This is a genomic window from Paenibacillus tritici (assembly GCF_018207515.1).
GTDB classification, from domain to species: domain Bacteria; phylum Bacillota; class Bacilli; order Paenibacillales; family Paenibacillaceae; genus Paenibacillus_AQ; species Paenibacillus_AQ tritici.
Window position 1 is genome coordinate 4,470,043 of sequence record NZ_CP073365.1, and the last position, 19,003, is coordinate 4,489,045.

Annotated in this window: 15 protein-coding genes; 1 reads left to right on the forward strand and 14 read right to left on the reverse strand. The window is 52.6% G+C overall.

Going from position 1 to position 19,003, the window contains the following annotated elements; all coding sequences use genetic code 11:
• Window position 1 precedes the first annotated feature (1 nt).
• Window positions 2-1,978 (forward strand): AraC family transcriptional regulator, encoded by a 1,977-nt coding sequence (locus KDC22_RS19220; protein WP_246552761.1) that lies wholly within the window; start codon window positions 2-4, stop codon window positions 1,976-1,978.
• A 61-nt stretch (window positions 1,979-2,039) separates the two neighbouring features.
• Here KDC22_RS19220 and KDC22_RS19225 read toward each other — a convergent pair whose 3' ends face one another.
• The 14 genes from KDC22_RS19225 to pnp form a co-directional block, all read right to left on the reverse strand.
• The gene (locus KDC22_RS19225; RefSeq protein WP_211720037.1) at window positions 2,040-4,712 is read right to left on the reverse strand and encodes an FtsK/SpoIIIE family DNA translocase; all 2,673 of its coding nucleotides are present in this window, start codon (window positions 4,710-4,712) and stop codon (window positions 2,040-2,042) included.
• Between the two features lie 97 nt (window positions 4,713-4,809).
• On the reverse strand, window positions 4,810-5,025 hold the full coding sequence (locus KDC22_RS19230; protein WP_173133362.1) for a YlzJ-like family protein: 216 nt from the start codon (window positions 5,023-5,025) through the stop codon (window positions 4,810-4,812).
• On the reverse strand, window positions 5,022-5,816 hold the full coding sequence (locus KDC22_RS19235) for a ClpP family protease (RefSeq protein WP_281424902.1): 795 nt from the start codon (window positions 5,814-5,816) through the stop codon (window positions 5,022-5,024). The genes KDC22_RS19230 and KDC22_RS19235 overlap by 4 nt, the downstream gene beginning before the upstream one ends.
• A 149-nt stretch (window positions 5,817-5,965) precedes the next feature.
• Window positions 5,966-6,985, reverse strand: a complete 1,020-nt coding sequence (locus KDC22_RS19240) for an anti sigma factor C-terminal domain-containing protein (RefSeq protein WP_211720038.1) — start codon at window positions 6,983-6,985, stop codon at window positions 5,966-5,968.
• On the reverse strand, window positions 6,982-7,482 hold the full coding sequence (locus KDC22_RS19245; protein WP_211720039.1) for an RNA polymerase sigma factor: 501 nt from the start codon (window positions 7,480-7,482) through the stop codon (window positions 6,982-6,984). Before KDC22_RS19245 ends, KDC22_RS19240 begins: the two co-directional genes overlap by 4 nt.
• Before the next feature lie 156 nt (window positions 7,483-7,638).
• Window positions 7,639-9,318, reverse strand: a complete 1,680-nt coding sequence (locus tag KDC22_RS19250) for a ribonuclease J (protein WP_173133356.1) — start codon at window positions 9,316-9,318, stop codon at window positions 7,639-7,641.
• A gap of 572 nt (window positions 9,319-9,890) precedes the next feature.
• A complete protein-coding gene (gene dapA, locus KDC22_RS19255) occupies window positions 9,891-10,766 on the reverse strand; it encodes a 4-hydroxy-tetrahydrodipicolinate synthase (protein ID WP_173133354.1) in 876 nt (291 codons plus the stop codon).
• A gap of 16 nt (window positions 10,767-10,782) precedes the next feature.
• Complete coding sequence (gene dapG, locus KDC22_RS19260; protein WP_173133352.1) at window positions 10,783-12,003, reverse strand: aspartate kinase; 1,221 nt, start codon at window positions 12,001-12,003, stop codon at window positions 10,783-10,785.
• A 180-nt stretch (window positions 12,004-12,183) separates the two neighbouring features.
• Window positions 12,184-12,780, reverse strand: coding sequence for a dipicolinate synthase subunit B (locus KDC22_RS19265; RefSeq protein ID WP_173133350.1), 597 nt, complete (start codon window positions 12,778-12,780; stop codon window positions 12,184-12,186).
• Window positions 12,781-13,677 (reverse strand): dipicolinate synthase subunit DpsA, encoded by an 897-nt coding sequence (gene dpsA / locus KDC22_RS19270; protein WP_173133348.1) that lies wholly within the window; start codon window positions 13,675-13,677, stop codon window positions 12,781-12,783.
• 219 nt (window positions 13,678-13,896) lie between these two features.
• Window positions 13,897-14,343, reverse strand: a complete 447-nt coding sequence (gene dut / locus KDC22_RS19275; protein WP_211720040.1) for a dUTP diphosphatase — start codon at window positions 14,341-14,343, stop codon at window positions 13,897-13,899.
• A complete protein-coding gene (locus KDC22_RS19280) occupies window positions 14,321-15,586 on the reverse strand; it encodes a M16 family metallopeptidase (protein ID WP_211720041.1) in 1,266 nt (421 codons plus the stop codon). The genes dut and KDC22_RS19280 overlap by 23 nt, the downstream gene beginning before the upstream one ends.
• A gap of 78 nt (window positions 15,587-15,664) precedes the next feature.
• Window positions 15,665-16,651, reverse strand: a complete 987-nt coding sequence (locus tag KDC22_RS19285) for a polysaccharide deacetylase family protein (RefSeq protein ID WP_211720042.1) — start codon at window positions 16,649-16,651, stop codon at window positions 15,665-15,667.
• 243 nt (window positions 16,652-16,894) lie between these two features.
• Entirely contained in the window at window positions 16,895-18,997 is a 2,103-nt protein-coding gene (gene pnp / locus KDC22_RS19290; protein ID WP_211720043.1) for a polyribonucleotide nucleotidyltransferase, read from the reverse strand.
• Window positions 18,998-19,003 lie beyond the last annotated feature (6 nt).

The window sequence follows — 19,003 nt, forward strand, 5'->3', positions numbered from 1 at the left end:
CATGAATTTGAAGGACCATATCGTCCTGTGGAACCATGCACTAATAGAAGTGATTGATGTCCGTAAGGCCTCGTTCACTGCTGGACAGCCTCCGCTGCAATACCGCCTTCCGGCTAATACATATATGTACATTGTGCGCGGTAGTGCAAGTGTGCTTATAGAGGATATACCTTATGAAATCAGCGGTTTCAGCGTTATTCATGGGGGTAAAGGTACAATGGTCCAAGTGCTGAAGACACAGGATGTTCTGGATTATTACTTAATTTTGTACCGGTCTACGCTAACCCTTCCCGCACGGCAGCATGTAGCAGCACTTATGGAAGGTAATGGGCTAGTGGCAGAGCCATCTCTGTTCACCCCTGCCCATCCGCTGCCGCTGTACGAGATTCTGAACCAGATGTACAGCGAATGGATAACCGGCGGCGTCCTGGAGCATCTTCATGCCAAAACCCTGTTCTATCAATGGGTCCATGAGCTGCTTCATCAGATGCAGGGGCAGGAGCTGCAGCCACTCAGAGCGGATGTACTGGACCAGGCTGTACGCTACATGCATGATTCTTACAGCCAACCGTTAACACTCGATACACTCGCAAGCACTCTGGGCACCAGTCCAAGGACCTTGTCAAGGTTATTCCGGATGCGGCTTCAGACCAGTCCTGCCCAATATCTGGTTCAGATCCGCATGGACAAGGCCCGGGAGCTGCTGCTCGCCACAGAGGCCACACTGCATGATATTGCTGTTGCTGTAGGCTACCCGGATGCATATTCTTTCGGCAAAATGTTCAAGAAGCACTACGGAACCTCTCCGGTGAGGTATAAGAATTCTTTGCATTCTGCTTCCCTATGGCCGGATATGCCATCTGCCCTGTCCGTATATGACATTGCCCGTGAAGACTCTCTTCGTTATATTGATGATGATAATCATTATCAATATGATCTAAAAGGAGCGTCATCCATGTTCAGAACGGCTAAACCATCCCTAATGTTCACCTTGTTGTTATGCTTCACCATAGTGTTAAGTGCATGTTCCTCAGGGAATGCCACTACGACCACAGCGGGCAGCGGCAGCAACACGCCTACCTCTTCGCCTGCTGCGACGGCAACTGCTACAACGTCCCCTGATAACACGGCTGCCGGGGCACAGACCCGGACAATCTCTACGGTAAAAGGAGATGTCGTGGTGCCTGCCGAGCCTCAGCGTGTCGTGGTGCTGTATCTGCTGGGCGATGTGCTGGCTCTGGGCATTAAGCCCGTAGGTGTCTCTAGTGTAAATGAAGGTGCTGCCTTCGAGAACGAATTGAAAGATGTACAGAAGTTAGGAAGTTGGTTCGAGGCCAGCCCGGAAGCTGTCTTATCGCTTGATCCAGATCTGATTATCGTTCCTTCTGAGGAAACCTATGCAGCACTGCATGACATCGCACCGACAGTGCTGGTCCCTTATGAGAAGATGACGACCGATGAGCGGGTAGGTTTCATTGGACATATTTTCGGCAAGGAAGAACAGGCTACCACCCTGTTGAACAGCTTCAAGGCCAAAGTAGAGGACAGTAAGCAGAAGCTGCAGGAAGCGGGAATCCTCGGTTCCACGGTCTCCATCATGGAGGGCGGCTCAGACCGCAGCATGGTAGTGGTCATGAGCAAACAGTACGGCCGGGGTTCACAGGTCATTTATGAATATCTTGGAATGAAAGCACCTGAGATCCTTCAGCAAAAAATTGATTCCAAGAGCGATATGGGCGGTGATTCCGTATCCTTCGAAGTGCTGGCCGACTACAGCGGGGATTATATCTTCCGCTCCTCCTATGACGGTATGGCTGATCTGACCAAGGACCCGCTATGGAACAGCATCCCCGCAGTCAAAGAAGACCGGTTGATGAATATTGACTTCGGATTATCCTATTACAGCGATATTTACTCCCTGAACGCACAGCTTGATTTCATTGTGGACGCCCTGCTTGCCGCCCCACGGGTGAAGTAGTACAGTTCATGGTTGTACAAAAAAAGAGATGACCCGTAACTTGGGTCATCTCTTTTGCAGTTTAGGAGCTCAGTCTGCTGTGCTGGTACTGCTCTAGCGACATCAGCACCTCACGCGGCTTGCTGCCCTCGTAAGGGCCGATAACACCTCTGGCCTCCATGGAGTCGATTAGGCGTGCAGCGCGCGTGTAGCCCACCCGCATACGCCGCTGAAGCAGCGATACAGAGGCTTGCTTGGCTTCGAGTACAATCTGAACCGCTTGTTCATACAGCTCATCCTGCGGCTCCTGATCTTCCGTTAAGGTATCGTCTACCTCAGGGACAAGGGATTCATCGTAATTCGCTTCCCCCTGGCTGCTGACATACTGGACAATGGTCTCCACTTCCTGATCGCTCATGAATGCGCCCTGGACACGGATCGGCTTGGAAGCACCCATCGGCAGGAACAGCATATCCCCGCGTCCGAGCAGCTTCTCGGCCCCCGGCATATCCAGAATGGTCCGGGAATCGACATTCGACGAGACGCCAAAGGCAATACGTGACGGAATATTCGCCTTGATCAGCCCGGTAATAACATCCACAGAAGGACGCTGTGTGGCGATAATCAGGTGGATTCCTGCCGCCCGCGCCATCTGGGCCAGCCGGCAGATCGCATCCTCCACATCATTCGCAGCGACCATCATCAGATCGGCCAGCTCGTCCACAATGACAACAATATAGGGCAGCACTGCCGCCGGGTTGTCTTTCATTAAGGTATTATAACCTTCCATATTGCGTGTGCCTGATTTGGAGAACAGCTCATAGCGCTTCTCCATCTCTACCACAATTTTCTTCAGGGCAAGACTGGCACGCTTGGGGTCCGTAACTACCGGAGCCAGCAGATGCGGAATGCCGTTATATACATTCAGTTCGACCATCTTAGGGTCAACCATGAGGAATTTCACTTCATTCGGCTTAGCCTTATACAGGATACTTGTAATAATCCCGTTGATGCAGACCGACTTACCGGAACCGGTAGCTCCCGCTACCAGCAAATGGGGCATCTTGGCCAGATTGCCGATAATAGTCTGCCCGGAGATATCCCGTCCGAAGGCAATCGACAGCCGTGACTCCGCATCCTGAAAAATCTGTGTCTCCATCACTTCACGCATGGTGACGACCGAGACCTCTGCATTCGGCACTTCAATGCCGATCGCAGATTTGCCGGGAATCGGCGCTTCCATGCGGATATCCTTGGCTGCCAGTGCAAGCGCAATGTCATCGGTAAGATTGACAATCCGGCTGACCTTCACGCCGATATCCGGCTGAATCTCATAACGGGTCACTGCCGGTCCGCGGACCACTTCCAGCACCTTAGCCCGTACTCCGAAGCTCTCCAGTGTGGCCTCCAGCTTGCGGGCCGTCTGCATGTAGTCGTTCTGATCCCCCGCCTTGGCCCCGTTATTGGGCTTGGCAAGCAAACGGAAGGACGGCAGCTTGTACGGCTTGGGAGGCGGCGGCGGGGGAACTATCGGTGCCAGCTCGCTATGCTCTGCCGTCTCCAGTAGTCCGTCCAGCTCTAGAGGAAGTGCTTCTTCACCGGAATCCCCCAAGGATGCCGGGTCTCCTGCCGGAGTCCGCTGCTCCGCTGCTCCGGGCCCTGTCACAGCGCCGCCGCGCGCAGCCGGTGAGAACTCGCTCCATTCTTCCCTGTCCTCGGCATTCAGCCCTTCAGCGCGGATATGCTCGAAGAAATCACGAATAATCGGAGTAACAGGCTCCAGCTCGTCGTCCGGGAAGTCCTCCTCGCCATCATCCTCAAGAGGAATGCCTCTGCCTGCGGCGAGTCCAGAGATGACCGGGCCGTTCCGCGGATCTGTAATGATGATATCCGGCAGTGCCTCCTCTGGTTCTTCCATGTCTGCCGGCTGTTCATTGCGGGCAGACCCGCCGAACCAGCCAGCCACTCTATCCAGCAGCTTCGACTGTCCGCGTCTGGGCAACTGCTGATCAGAGCCGTCATCGTCTTCATAATAGTCCTCATCATCTGCCGGCTCCGGGGCTGAGACTCTGCTGGCTCTGGCAGGTCTGCTGTTCACCACCGGAACGGCTGCCGGACGGTTCGCTGATCTGAGCTTAATTCCCTCAATCAGCTTGACTGTTCTAACCCGGAGCAGGGTAAACAGCTCCACATAAGACAGGTTGGTGATCAGCATGAAACTGATTGCCAGCAGCACAATCATCAGCAGCTTGGCCCCCAGATTGCCGAACAGCCACAGCAGTGCAGCATATTCAAGGGCTCCGATGTAACCCCCGCTGATGTCCTTGCCCAGCATGTACACACTGCTGTCGCCAGCGCCCGGTGAGAGGGCGCCGAATAGATCATTATGTATTTGTGACAGTACGTTGCCCGGATGCAGCATACCAAGCGGGCCGAGCTTTTGCTGCATCGCCGAAATAGTACTCATCAGGCACATGGACAGCAGGAGGAGCAGGCCCCCGGTATAGCGGCTGTTCCAGCCAGAAGGCCATTTCCGGTGAATCATCACCATCAGCCCGTAAAAAGTTCCCGCCAGTGGCAGCACAAAATAGAATCTGCCGAGTAAGTATCCCGCCATGCTTGACAGTGAGCGTCCAACAGCCGCTTCGCCCGACAAGGCAATGACGGAAATCGTAATAAGCAGAATTCCGTAGATTTCATATTTTAAAACACTGCCCAGCAGCGCTTTTTTCTTCTTCTTTCTCCGTTTAGCCACGCCAGCCACCCCCGAGACAACATTATACCATATAATGGCGTGGCGTACCTATGTTCTCTTTTGTCAGAATATGCATCTTTAGGCTGCTTGTTCGTACTTATTTGTCTAACTGTAGGATGGCACCGGGGGAGAACGAAGCATCGAGATATTTATCCAGCGGACACTGCAGCAGCCGGACCACCCTCGCCTGACCTCCATCCAGCAGCTCGACCTGCATCAGAACACCTTGAATAGTCATCTCCTGCACGGACTGGGCATAATTGAACGCCCCCTCGAAGACTTGCTCCATCGGTAGAATCGTATAAAAGGTCATTGGGTCAGCCCTCCTTGCGGAAGAGTATCGTTCATCAGCGGGGGCGCAGCGGCAATCATCCGGTTCAGATGGGCCAGCGCGGCGCCAATACCGCCCACCTCATCCATAAGACCAAACCTGACGGCATCCTGTCCGCCTACAGCGGTGCCGATATCCCGGTTGAGCTCTCCGGTTTTGAACATCAGATCCTTGAATTGGGATTCTGTAATGCGGGAATGTGAGGTTACAAATTTAACCATCCGCTCCTGCATCCGCTCCATATACTCGAAGGTCTGCGGCACTCCGATAACCAGGCCGTTCATCCGGATGGGATGAATGGTCATGGTCGCACTTTCGGCAATAATCGAATACGTGGAGGATACCGCGATCGGTACGCCAATGCTGTGACCTCCGCCGATTACTACCGTTACCGTCGGCTTGGACAAGGAAGCGATCATCTCGGCAATAGCCAGTCCCGCCTCTACATCTCCTCCAACCGTATTCAGGATTATCAGCAGCCCTTTGATCGTCTTATTCTGTTCGGCTGCAACAAGCTGGGGAATGATATGTTCATATTTCGTTGTTTTGTTATGGGGCGGCAATACGAAATGCCCTTCAATCTGCCCGATAATCGTCATACAAAAAATATCCGGCTCTCCTGCCGGAACTGCCGTTTGCCCAAGCTCCTTCAGCACCCCCACCGGTCCAGGTATCATTGCCGGAGCCGGCTCATTCACAACTGGTTTAACCTCGCCGGGCAAAGTCTCTTCGTTGCTCTCTCCGCCGGCATTATTTGCTTCTGTAAATTCCATCGTGCGCAGCTCTCCCCTTCTGACTGCAGTACTCCTGTGCGGCAGCCATTCTGATTTCTGTTAGTATGACATTCCGGGGGACTCCCTTATGCACTATATAGCTGCAGATATATTAAAAAGCGGCCGCTTCATAAACGGCCGCCCTGTATTTAATACTTATCCACCACCGCACCCAGCGCTGCTCCGCGCACGTAGCTCTGGCCCTTAAGACTCTTTAATTCTTCGGCGGTGCCGGTCACGACCACGCCCAGAATACGGATATCACCGGCCTCCGGTGCAGCCTTGTCTTTTTTCAAATAATTGAAGATCCGCTCATATTCACTGTGATAATTGTCTTTCTTGTCCACTCCAACCTGCACTGTGCCGATGAAATCCTCGGGCTTCGCCTGATCCCAATCCGGCCGGTTCCCAAAGCCGTAGACTCCGAACCCTGGGCCCATCGGCGTGGGGTAATTCAGTTTATTCGCGTCATTCTCGTTCGGATAGGGCTTGAAGTTGAATCCTTCCCGGTCATCATACGTGTCCACCCAGTACCAGACCTGGTTTATGCCTGTGGGCAGCAGGCCTTTCGCCTCTTCAAATGAATAGTCCTTATCGAAGGATACGGACAGCTCCACCCGCTTGTCTCCGTTCATCCGGTCCAACTCGGGAAGATCATTGATGATCTTTCCGTTGTAATCGACTCCCGGGATATAGAAGGCCATCTCTCGTTGTCCATTGTCTGAATTATAATTCCGGTAGTACTCGTACCCCTCCTGCTTCATACGCGGATCTTCTACAGTCAGGTTTGACTCGCCGCCGTACGCACCCGTTGTGAAGGGGAACCACCAGGGATTGTAATTGAGCCATCTGGTTTTCCAGGGGATAGGTACGTCATCGACAATCTTGTAGGTATTCATTTCCAGGACGCCTGACAAAAAGCCGCGGTTATCCTTGTAGCCGGAATCGAATTCATTAGGGCTGCTGATCATTCTGTATTTCTGTTCGCTATAGTGGGCATTCATGGACAGATGACCTACAAGCTGTGCTGCTCCATAGAAGACGATCAACAGCGTAAGCAAACTGACTCCGAGTGAAATCAAGATGCTGCGGATCATACTCTTCCGTTTGGTTTTCTTCAGGGTCTGCATAATATTCTGGTCTTCTGCTTCATCCCATGGGGCTGTCATTCGCCCTCACCTCCATATAATTGTTGAAATTGCTGTCTGGCCCGGTAGAGCGTAGCCTTCACGGTTGCTTCTGAAATGCCGAGCAGGGCGGAAATTTCCTTGTAGGACAGCTCCATTTCATATTTCAGCAAAATCAGCTGCTTGTTGACCGGATTCAAGCGGGCCAGCACGCCCTCAATCTCCTCTTTCCGCTCCCTGCGCAGCAGAACCGCCTCCGGCAGCTCCTGCTCCTTAGCCGGATGTTCTTCCACCTCTTCACCGCTATACAGATACCTCTTCTGTTTGCGGCAATAGTCAAAATACCGGTTAATCGCAACCTTATATAACCAGGCGCTGAATTTGTGCTCATCTATCGACTCCAGATACAGCAGCGCCTTATACACGGTGTCCTGCACAATATCTTCAGCATCCGAGGCTTCGGCGCCGAGCCGGATCAAATACCGGCGAATCTCCGCCAGTTTGGGTTGGAGCACCTTCTCCATGTCTTTAGGCTCCATTCTGCACCTCCTTGCCTGTATAACGGTCAGCTTGCCCAAATGTTATTCCCGGCAGATAAAAAAAACTCAAAAAGCCCCTCCTCCCCAGGAAACCGTCCAATATTTCCGGGAAGAAGGGGCTATTGCCCTGCATATATTCTTAAGAAAAGCTCTTAATTACACTTCCATGATGATCGGAAGGATCATCGGTCTGCGGCGGGTCTGCTCATAAAGGAACCGGCCGAGCGAGTCTTTGACACTGGTCTTCAGGGAAGCCCATTCATTGACCTTCTCACTCATCAGACGCTGCAGCGTTCCGGAGACAATCCGGTTCGCTTCGTCTAAGAGACCTTCTGATTCCCGTACGTATACGAATCCGCGTGAGATAATGTCCGGACCGGAGACAATGGCTCCGTTCTGCTTGCTGAGGGTTACCACAACTACCAGAATACCGTCCTGGGACAACAGCTTACGGTCACGCAAGACAATATTGCCGACATCGCCGACACCAAGTCCGTCAATCAGCACGTTGCCTGCAGTAACCTTACCGGCTCTGCGTGCTGCACCTCCGGAAATTTCAATCACTTCACCAAGCTCGGTGATGAAGATGTTGCCCGGTTCTACGCCGACGGATTCAGCCAGAAGCGCATGTTTGCGCTGCATGCGGAATTCACCGTGAATAGGCATGAAATACTTCGGCTTCATCAGGTTGAGCATCAGCTTCAGCTCTTCCTGGCTGCCGTGACCGGATACGTGAACGCCGGAGTTGGAGCCGCTGTAGATCACGTTGGCACCCAGACGGAACAATTCATCAATGGTACGGCCTACATATTTCTCATTACCCGGTACCGGTGTAGCCGCAATAATAACGGTATCCCCCGGCAGGATATCTACCTTACGGTGGCTGGAACGCGCCATACGGGTCAGTGCCGACATTGGCTCGCCTTGGCTGCCTGTGCACAGTACAACTACACGGTTACCGGCCATTCTGTTCATCTCTTCAGGCTCAATCAGCATACCATCAGGAATGTGCAGATACCCAAGCTCGGAAGCAATAGATACTACGTTAACCATGCTTCGGCCAATGACTGTAATCTTACGGCCTGTGGCTTCAGAAGCATTCACTACCTGCTGGATACGGTGCACGTTGGAAGCAAAGGTTGCTACAACTACACGCTGTTCAGCTTTGCGGAAAATATCCTCCAGCACGATGCCGACATTCTTCTCAGAAGGCGTGAAGCCAGGCTTCTCGGCATTGGTGCTGTCTGACAGCAAGGCCAGAACACCCTTCGATCCAATCTCTGCCATACGGTGCAGATTGGCAAATTGACCGTTGACTGGCGTGTGGTCAAATTTGAAGTCACCTGTGTGGACTACATTACCTTCCGGTGTCTCGACGCATACTCCAACAGAATCCGGAATACTATGATTGGTTCTGAAGAAGGTTGCCTTAAGGGAAGTACCCAGCTCCACTTCCGAATTCTCGTCAATCAGAATCCGCTTGGTTTCGCCAAGCAGGTTAGCTTCCTTGAGCTTGTTCTCGACAAGGCCCAGGGTAAGTCTTGTTCCGTATACCGGAACATTCAGGTTCTTAAGCACATAAGACAATCCGCCAATGTGATCCTCATGTCCGTGGGTAAGGACAATCCCTCTTACCTTGTCACGGTTCTCAGTGAGGTAGGAGATATCCGGTATTACAATATCAATACCAAGCATATCTTCTTCCGGGAATTTCAGACCGGCATCAATGACTACAATGTCGTTGCCGTACTGAACTACGTACATGTTCTTCCCAATTTCGCCGACTCCGCCCAGTGCGAATATCGTCAGTTTATCGTTGTTGTTTTTTTTGGACAAATGAATCTAACCCTCCTATGATGTTGGACGTCATACTTTTTATTTGTTAACAATGAGCTTCAATATTTCAGCGGCGCTGTAATATACATCAAAATGCTGTTAACTCCTTATTTCGACAAGGAATTTCCGATAAGCCTGTATAATTGCGCAAGTCTAAACTCCCGAATCGGGCAGTAAATATCGTCTTGAAGCGGGCAAACGCCGTCAAAATTCCACCACCGCGCCCCTCGCGCGTAAATCCGGCATATTTAGCACAGACTTATTCAAGGACCTATCCTGTCTCACAATGCAAATTCACATTGCCGGAAGATTACCGCATATTTTATTTTAACCGCACCAAGTCACTTAAGTTCATTATACATGATTTTTTTGGCAAAAGACAAGTCACCTTGTGCCTGGTCCTATTCTTTCCTTAACAAACAGCCATTATTTGAGGAAAAGACAAGCAAAAAAGCGCTTTAGGGCTTGCTTTTTTTACATAGTCTTTATACGGAGCAGACAAATAAAAAAACCGGCGCTCCAAAGAGCGGCCGGTTAACGGTATGAATCTGCTTATGAATATAATACGATTCCTATTTAAGCAAAGCGGCGATAAAGGCCGCCTCTTCTTCCGTCGGGGGAACCAGCGGCAGGCGGACCGAGCCTACATCGACCCCGCGCAGACCCAGCGCATACTTGACGGCTGAAGGATTAGGTAGCGGCTGGGGACATTCGAATAGTCCCTTGAAGACTGGAAACAGCTTCCGGTGTAGCTCACCTGCACGGCTGACATTACCGGATGTGAAGGCTTCAACCATCTCCAGCATCTCTGCTCCGACGACATGGCTCGCCACACTGATAATTCCGTGACCGCCTACGGCAAGCGTGGCGAGACCGGCAGAATCATCCCCGGAGTAGACATGGAAGTCATCCGGGCAGGCAGAGGCAATCCAGGTAATCTGATCGACTGACGCGCATTCCTTCGTAGCCACAATATTCGGAATCTCCGCCAGCCGCAGTGTCGTAGCTACACTCATACTCACCGTAGTCCGGCCGGGTACATTGTACAGGATGCAAGGCAGCGAAGTCGCAGCAGCGATCGCAGAGAAATGCTGGTAGAGCCCTTCCTGATTGGGTTTATTATAATAAGGGACGACCAGAAGGACACCGTCTACGCCGATTTTCTCAGCTTCCTTAGTGAGTTCAATAGAATGTCTGGTGCTGTTGCTGCCGGTACCGGCAATGATTTTACAGCGACCGCCCGCTTGCTTTTTGACAAAAGAAAACAGCTGCAGCTTCTCCTCATCACTTAAGGTCGGCGATTCGCCGGTTGTTCCGCAGACTACCAGTGCAGCGGACTTTTGCTCTTCGATCAGATAGTCAACCAGCCTTGAAGTTGCTTCCCAGTTGATTTCTCCTTCCCCGTCGAACGGGGTTACCATTGCGGTTATTAGTCTTCCGAAATCCACTTTGAATTCCTCCTTGTCAGCGGTGCAATTCAAATTTGGTATGCAGCGCGCGAACCGACTGCACCATATCTTCCTTCTTCACCAAAACCCAGATCGTTGTATTGGAATCTGCCGATTGCAGAATTTGGATATTTTGCGAGCTGAGCGCCTCAACAATCCGCGCCATGATTCCCGGAACACCGTTGATGCCTCCGCCGATTACCGAGACCTTGGCACAGCCGGACAAGCTCTTGGGACGCAGCCCCAGCTCCTGCAGCACAGCGATCGCCTGCTCTGACTTATCATCATTCACCGTATACAGCGCTTCACTTGGAGTTACGTTGATGAAGTCAACACTGATCTCGTTGTCGGCCATGCTCTTGAAGATCTGCAGCTGCACGCCGGTTCCGTTGCCCTCCGGGCATTCCACGGAGATCTGCGTGATATTGCTGACATAGGCGATGCCCGTGACAAACCGGTCCACCACTCCATGCGAAACGTCGCTGAAGCCTTCCGGATGGGTCACCAGCGTCCCCTCCGCTTCCGAGAAGGTCGAGCGTACACGCACCGGAATCTGCGCCTGCATGGCAATCTCTACAGCCCGGGGATGAATAACCTTCGCCCCCTGATAAGCCATGTTGCAAATTTCCGTATAGCTGACATAAGTAAGCTGCTTCGCATCTTCGACAATCCGCGGATCAGCAGTGAGGATTCCGTCCACATCTGTATAGATATCAACCATATCCGCACGCAGCGCAGCTCCGAGAGCTGTTGCCGAGGTATCGCTGCCCCCGCGGCCGAGGGTGGTGAAGTCACCTGCTTCAGTCTGACCCTGGAAGCCGGTGACTATAACTACTTTATGCTCACGTAATTCGCGTAGAATACGTTCCGTCCGCACATCCAGAATTCTCGCATTGCCATAGCTGTTATCTGTCAGAAATCCGGCTTGCGCCCCTGTCAGCACCGTCGAACGAATACCTTCCTGCTCCAGCAGTCCGCACAGATTGGCCGCCGAGATAATCTCCCCGCAGCACATCAGCATATCCCGCTCCCGGTCCGGCAGGGAGTTCCCGCTTTGAACTGCCAGATCCAGCAGTGTATCCGTCGCGTACGGTTCCCCTTTGCGGCCCATAGCCGAGACTACTACCACCAGGCTGAATCCGCTGGCCAGCTCACGCTTGACATGACGGATTACGTGTTCTCTGGCCAACGGTGTGGAGAGTGAGGTTCCGCCGAATTTTTGCACTAAAATACCCATGTATAATTCCTCCATTACTTCTCTCAGCAAACCTACAGAACCCTACGTGAAATAAATCACCCCATGAAGCAGATGTGTTCGTAGTTGCGATACTTAAATGTAACTCCAGCATAAAATTGTACGTGCCGCCCCCGGGATGAGGACGGCAGAAATGAGGCATATCCGTTATGATTCCGTGATCTATGCTGAAGGAAACCGTCCGACCAGCATGGGCTGGAGCTGATGGCCCTGCAGGGCGGCGTAGCAGGCCTCGGGAATGAGATCCATACGCGCCACCAGCGAATTCGGCTTACCCTCGGGATTATCCTGTCCGAAGGGGACGAAATAGATATGTTTGGCTACCAGAAGCTTCGCAATATTCGCGGCATTGAGCCCCAGACCATCATTCGTCGAGATCGCCAGCACCAGCGGACGCTGGTTGCGCATCTGCGATTTGGCAGCCATCAGCACCGGACTGTCCGTCATGGCGTTCGCTAATTTGCTCGTTGTGTTCCCTGTGCAGGGAGCGATCGTCAGCACATCCAGGAGCTTGGAAGGACCCAGCGGCTCCGCTTCAACAATTGTAGAAATGATATCATTCCCTGTTATATCTTTCAACTGTTTTAACCAATTTTCCGAGGTTCCAAAGCGGGTGTCCGTATTCAGCACCGAAGCAGAAATAATCGGCACCACATTCGCGCCGCCGTCCATGAACCGCTGAATCTGCGGCATCACCTCCGCGAAGGTACAGTGTGAGCCGGTAATTGCATAACCTACTGTTTTTCCGTGCCAATCCATTCATTCATCCCCCCTGATTAAAGTCTCGTCCGATATCGACTGTACCAGTGCACCTGCCATAATAATTCCGGCGCTCTTGGGGGCAACAATGCCGGGAAGTCCCGGTGCCAGCATGGCCTTGATCCCGCGCTTCTCGGCATAACGGAAATCACATCCGCCCGGCGCGGAAGCCAAATCAATGATCACGCAATGCTTTTGAAGCCGTGAAAGAACCTGTGCGTTGATAATCATGCTTGGTATGGTATTGAAGATCAGATCCGCTTCAGGCGCATGCAGCAGCAAATCCTCCGTCATAAAAGGCTTCCAGCCCATTTCCGCTGCCCTTGCATAATGCTCCTGCTTTCTGACGCCTACCTTTACCGTTGCTCCCATTCCCTGGAGGGTCCTGGCCATCGTGAAGCCGGTCCTGCCCATCCCCAGCACCATCGAGGTGGAGCCGTGTATTGTAAAATCCGTGTTCTGGATAGCCATAACCAGCGCTCCCTCCGCCGTCGGAATGGAGTTGTAAATGGCTACATCGTCTCTGTTCAGCAGTTCCACCAGCTTCAGCGAATGTCCGGCACAAAGGCCGCGCAAATAGGTTTTGGCCATGCCGGTATACACAGTCGCATGAGCCGGCAAGGCAGTGATATGTTCCTCCCGCAATTGCAGGCGTTCTGAAGAGAACAGCGCATTAATGTAACCCTCATCATCGCAGCCGACCGCCGGCAGCACCAGCACATCCGCACGGCCGAGCAGTTCTGCCGACAGTGGTTCCAGGTTTACCCCCGGGCTTGGGGCATCCCATTTATCGAACCCGGCAGCGCTTACTGCCCCATCCATTTCCACACATTTCCGAATCACTTCAAGCTGTCTCGCGTCCCCGCCCAGGAACACGATCCTGATGCCAGTAAGCATAGGGATGACGCTCCTTTCCACATACACATTCGACTATAGAGCATCATATGCCGGATTCAGCCAATGGGTGAAGAGCGGAGAAGAATTCCTGCCGCACGGATATAAATCACTGAGTTTGACCTGGAATCAAGGCAAATAACGCATAAAAGCTTGCGGACACGCACCCGAAGGTGCTGATTCCGCAAGCTTTTGTATGATCGCTATAGAATTAAGCCCTGCTTACTTACCGGTATGACCGAAACCGCCGGCACCGCGCTCCGTTTCAGAGAGCACTGCGACTTCCTCCATCACCACAGACGGCACAACCTGGAATACCATCTGGGCAATCCGCTCATTGCGGGCGATCGCAAACGGTTCCTGTCCCAGATTGATCAGCAGCACCTTAATCTCACCCCGGTAATCCGCATCAATGGTCCCCGGTGTGTTCAGGCATGTGATGCCGTGCTTCAGCGCCAGCCCGCTGCGCGGGCGGATCTGGGCCTCCAGCCCGTCCGGCATCGCCAGTGATATTCCTGTGGGGATCAGCTTCCGCTCGCCCGGAGCAAGCACCACAGCCTCTCCTACAGCGGCATACAGATCATATCCCGAGGCCTGCTCGGACATTTTACGGGGCAGCAGTACATCCTCATTGCCCGGCAGCTTGTTAATTTGCACGTAATGCGACAAGATCATCTCTCCTAACATTGGCTATCGCTTTATCTGTTGTACCTACCATCGCCAGAGACAACGGCTGCGCGAACATGAAGTCCAGCAGCGTGTCCACATCCTCCATGGTCACGGCCTCAATCTTGGCTATCATCTCATCCAGCGTATCCTGCCTTCCGAGCATCAGTTCATTTTTGCCCATCCGGTTCATCCGGCTGCCTGTGCTCTCCAGACTGAGAATCAGGCTGCCTTTGAGCTGCTCCTTGCCTTTACGCAGTTCATCTTCGCTAAGGCCGTTAACAGCAAGATCGTGCAGCATCTCTTTGATCAGCTCTGTAACTTCCTTGGTCTGCTTCGGCGCTGTACCGGCATACACCGTGAACAAACCGCTATCCGCCTGGGCGCTATGGTAGGAGAATACGGAATACGCCAACCCGCGTTTCTCGCGGATCTCCTGGAACAGCCGTGAACTCATGCCGCCGCCGAACGCATTATTTAGTAGCGCCATAGGATACTGCAGCGGACCGCCGCTTTGGACACCCGGCAAGGAGATGCAGATATGATTCTGCTCTGTTTTCTTCTTGTGGAAGACCAGCTCCCCCTGATAATCCGGTTCGGTCAGCGAAGGCGATTCCCCGTGATTCTTAAAGGAACCGAAATGCTGCTCGAGCAGTTGGATCAGCCCGTCATTGATATTACCGGCTACGCTGATTACTGTGTTCTCAATGGTGTACTGCTCCTTCATATACGCACGCAGGTCGTCAGGCGTCATCTCCAGCAGACGTTCCTTGAGTCCCAGAATGGTGTAGGCCAGCGGGTGTTCGCCGTAAGCGGCGGCACACATCAACTCATGGACCAGATCATCCGGCGTATCCTCGCACATGGCGATTTCCTCTAAAATGACATTTTTCTCCTTGGCCAGCTCTTCGGCATCCATCCGTGAACGGAAGAACATATCCGCCAGCACATCCACGGCAATCGGCAGATGCTCATCCAGCACTTTGGCATAGAAACATGTATATTCCTTCGAGGTAAAAGCGTTGACGTTGCCGCCAATCGCATCAAACTGTTCGGCAATATCCTTCGCACTGTACCGGTCAGTCCCCTTGAAGAGCATATGCTCAATGAAATGGGAAATCCCGTTGTTCAGCGGATTCTCATTGCGGGAGCCCGTCTTGACCCAGATTCCGAAAGATACGGACCGGCCGGTCGGGATCTTCTCGGTAACCACGCGGAGTCCGTTCGATAATAATATTTTGTCCAATGTAAAATCCTCCTGGTACAGCCCTGTATCTGTCTGTATTTATTATTCGCGCCTTTTATCCTATCAGAAATAGTCCGTTCACTCAACTTCGGGAGCAGCGATACGCTCTGGGGAGAGCGTCTGACTGACAGTTCCGAGCTGCAGACCCTTGGCTCTGATGCCCCGGATCATCCCTCTCAGCGCTTTGGAGGAGGACGCAGTAGGATGCATTAGCACCAAGGTACCCGGCTCCGCTTTGCTGCTGATCTTGGCAATAATGGATTCCGGGGACGGATGCCGCCAATCCACCGTATCCAGTGTCCAGAGCACCGTCTTCAGTCCCAGCGAAGCGGCAATCTCCACCGTCTGCTGATTAAAGTCCCCTGATGGCGGAGCGAACCAGATATTCGTCACTCCCAGGCTCTCTTTCAGCAGCTTCTGCGTCTTCTCGATTTCGGCAGTGGCACGCGCGCGGCTGAGTGCACTCATCTTAGGATGGGTATACGCATGATTCTCCACCTCATGCCCGCGCTTCAGCATTTCGGCGGCAAGCTCCTTGTTATGGCTGAGCCAGCTTCCGTCCAGAAAAAAAGTCACCTTGACCTTCTCCGCATCGAGAATATCCAGCATAGGCCCGATATACTCATTCCCCCAGGCCACATTAATCATCAGCGACACCATGGGCTTCGCCGGATTCCCTCGGTAGATCGGCTGTGCTCCCAGATCATTCAGCGATATCTTAGGCTTGATCTGACGGTACATCAGCTTGAGGTTCTCTGTGGGCCCCCGCAAAAGCGCGTTCCGGTAGGTGGCCTCCACATCCACTTCAAGACCGTTATAGCCGGGTATGGCTTTCCATACCCGGTCCACCACAGCATCTACCGGCGCTGCATTCAGCTCCTTGGCCCGGCGGGTAATCTGCGCACGCAGTTCATCATTACTCTGCGCTGTAGCATAACTCATCACGGCAACATCCGCCGGCGGCTTAAGCCCGGCAATCATCTCTTTCACGGGTCCGTTCGTACTGCCAATTCCGATAACTACTGCGATGCAAGCCAGCACTAACGCCGCCTTGTCCGTCTTCATAACGTCTTACCTCCCCGGCAGAAACGGTCTGATCCGTCCCGCACAAGGGTTAAAGAGTGCCGGGACGCTTTGTCCCAGCCTATGCATGAATCAAGCAAATTATGCATAATGCATCAATGGCTGCTTAGCTCCATGGGCTGAGTCCATCACTCCCGGTTGCCAAAAAAAAGAGCCAGAACGGTACTGCTTCTGTCTCTTCTTCATACATTCAGTTGAATACCGGTGAAGCTGTGAACGTATTGCTTACGCCTTCGCTCCGCTTTCCGAAGTCAGAACCGCTTTGCGCGACAGGTTGACGCGGCCCTGCTGGTCGATCTCCGTTACCTTAACGGTAATGGTATCACCGATAGCCACGACATCCTCCACCTTAGCCACACGATCGGTGGACAGCTGGGAGATATGCACAAGGCCGTCTTTACCAGGAATCAGTTCAACGAACGCGCCGAACTTCTCAATACGTCTAACCGTACCCACATATATTTCGCCGACCTGCACTTCACGCACAATGCCTTCGATAATGCCGCGGGCCTTCTGAATCATCTCTTCGTTGGAGGAACCGATAAATACGCGTCCATCTTGTTCGATGTCGATCTTTACGCCGGTTTCTTCAATAATTTTGTTGATGATCTTACCGCCTGCACCGATAACATCACGGATTTTGTCCGGATTGATGTTAATGATGATGATTTTTGGAGCATATTTGGACAGGTTGGGTCTTGGTGCAGCAATGGCTTCATTCATTTTGCCCAGGATGAACATACGTCCTTCTTTGGCCTGCTGAAGTGCCTCTTGCAGAATCTTGCGGTCGATGCCGTCGATCTTGATATCCATCTGAATCGCCGTAACGCCTTCTGCTGTGCCCGCTACCTTGAAGTCCATATCACCGAGGTGATCTTCCATGCCTTGAATATCGGTCAGGATGGAGACATGCTCTCCGTCTTTGATCAGACCCATCGCTACACCGGCAACAGGCGCCTTAATAGGTACCCCTGCATCCATCATGGCCAGGATACTGGCACAGATGCTAGCCTGGGAAGTGGAACCATTGGATTCAATGGCTTCGGATACCAGACGGATAGTGTACGGGAATTCAGTTTCGCTTGGAATGACCTTGGACAATGCGCGTTCTCCCAGTGCTCCGTGGCCGATCTCGCGGCGTCCCGGTGCTCTCAGCGGACGGGCTTCCCCTACGCTGAACGGAGGGAAGTTGTAGTGATGCATGAAGCGTTTGGTTTCTGCCGGATCAATGCCGTCCAGAATCTGCACATCTCCAAGTGCGCCCAGTGTACATACGCTTAGAATCTGTGTCTGACCGCGTGTGAACAGACCGGAACCGTGTGTGCGCGGCAGCAGCGCTGTATCGCATTCAATCGGACGGATCTCATCCAGCTTACGGCCGTCAGGACGAACCTTGTCATGGGTGATCAGACGTCTAACTTCATCCTTCACGATATCATGCAGGACTTCCTTAACATCCTTAAGCAGTTCTGGTGACTCTATGTATTTCTCCGCGAAATACTCCACCGTTTCGTTGTTGATCAGATCGATAGCATCCTGACGGGCATGCTTCTCGGCAATTCTAACCGCTTCGACCAGACGGCTCTCTGCAAAAGCACGAACCTCTGTATTTACATCAGCATTCACTGCATGCAGCTTCACGGCCATTTTTTCTTTGCCGGCAACAGCTACGAGCTGCTCAATCACAGCTACAATCTTGCGGACCTCGTCATGACCGAACATGATCGCTTCCAGCATAACATCTTCGGTTACTTCATTGGCTTCCGCTTCTACCATCATGATGGCATCCTTAGTACCGGCTACAACCACATAGATATCGCTTACTGCCTGCTGGGCCACATCCGGATTGATCACGAATTCACCGTTAACCCGGCCTACTGCAACGCCGCCGATTGGACCGTTGAACGGCACATCAGAAATACTCAGCGCAGCGGAAGTACCGATCATAGCGGCGATATCAGGCGCACAGTCCTGATCCACACTCATGACCAGATTCAATACCTGAACGTCATTGCGGAACCCCTCAGGGAACAACGGACGAATCGGACGGTCGGTCAGACGGCTGGACAGAATTGCTTTTTCGCTCGGACGTCCTTCACGTTTGATGAATCCGCCGGGGATTTTGCCTACTGCATATAATCTTTCTTCATAGTTCACCGTAAGCGGGAAGAAATCCAGATCTTTAGGTTCACTGGATGCTGTAACCGTACACAATACTGAAGTATCCCCGTAACGCACCATAACGGCTGCATTCGCTTGTTTGGCCAGACGGCCTGTTTCCAGCACAAGGCGTCTTCCGCCCAGCTGCATTTCCACACGTTGTTCCATAAAACC

What these genes read in the sequence shown, in the direction of transcription:
- KDC22_RS19220 (WP_246552761.1), top strand. Translation starts at nt 2, where the DNA reads ATGAATTTGAAGGACCATATCGTCCTGTGGAACCATGCACTAATAGAA.
- KDC22_RS19230 (WP_173133362.1), bottom strand. Translation starts at nt 5,025, where the DNA reads ATGACCTTTTATACGATTCTACCGATGGAGCAAGTCTTCGAGGGGGCG.
- KDC22_RS19235 (WP_281424902.1), bottom strand. Translation starts at nt 5,816, where the DNA reads ATGGAATTTACAGAAGCAAATAATGCCGGCGGAGAGAGCAACGAAGAG.
- KDC22_RS19240 (WP_211720038.1), bottom strand. Translation starts at nt 6,985, where the DNA reads ATGACAGCCCCATGGGATGAAGCAGAAGACCAGAATATTATGCAGACC.
- KDC22_RS19245 (WP_211720039.1), bottom strand. Translation starts at nt 7,482, where the DNA reads ATGGAGCCTAAAGACATGGAGAAGGTGCTCCAACCCAAACTGGCGGAG.
- dapG (WP_173133352.1), bottom strand. Translation starts at nt 12,003, where the DNA reads ATGGGTATTTTAGTGCAAAAATTCGGCGGAACCTCACTCTCCACACCG.
- KDC22_RS19265 (WP_173133350.1), bottom strand. Translation starts at nt 12,780, where the DNA reads ATGGATTGGCACGGAAAAACAGTAGGTTATGCAATTACCGGCTCACAC.
- dpsA (WP_173133348.1), bottom strand. Translation starts at nt 13,677, where the DNA reads ATGCTTACTGGCATCAGGATCGTGTTCCTGGGCGGGGACGCGAGACAG.
- KDC22_RS19285 (WP_211720042.1), bottom strand. Translation starts at nt 16,651, where the DNA reads ATGAAGACGGACAAGGCGGCGTTAGTGCTGGCTTGCATCGCAGTAGTT.
- pnp (WP_211720043.1), bottom strand. Translation starts at nt 18,997, where the DNA reads ATGGAACAACGTGTGGAAATGCAGCTGGGCGGAAGACGCCTTGTGCTG.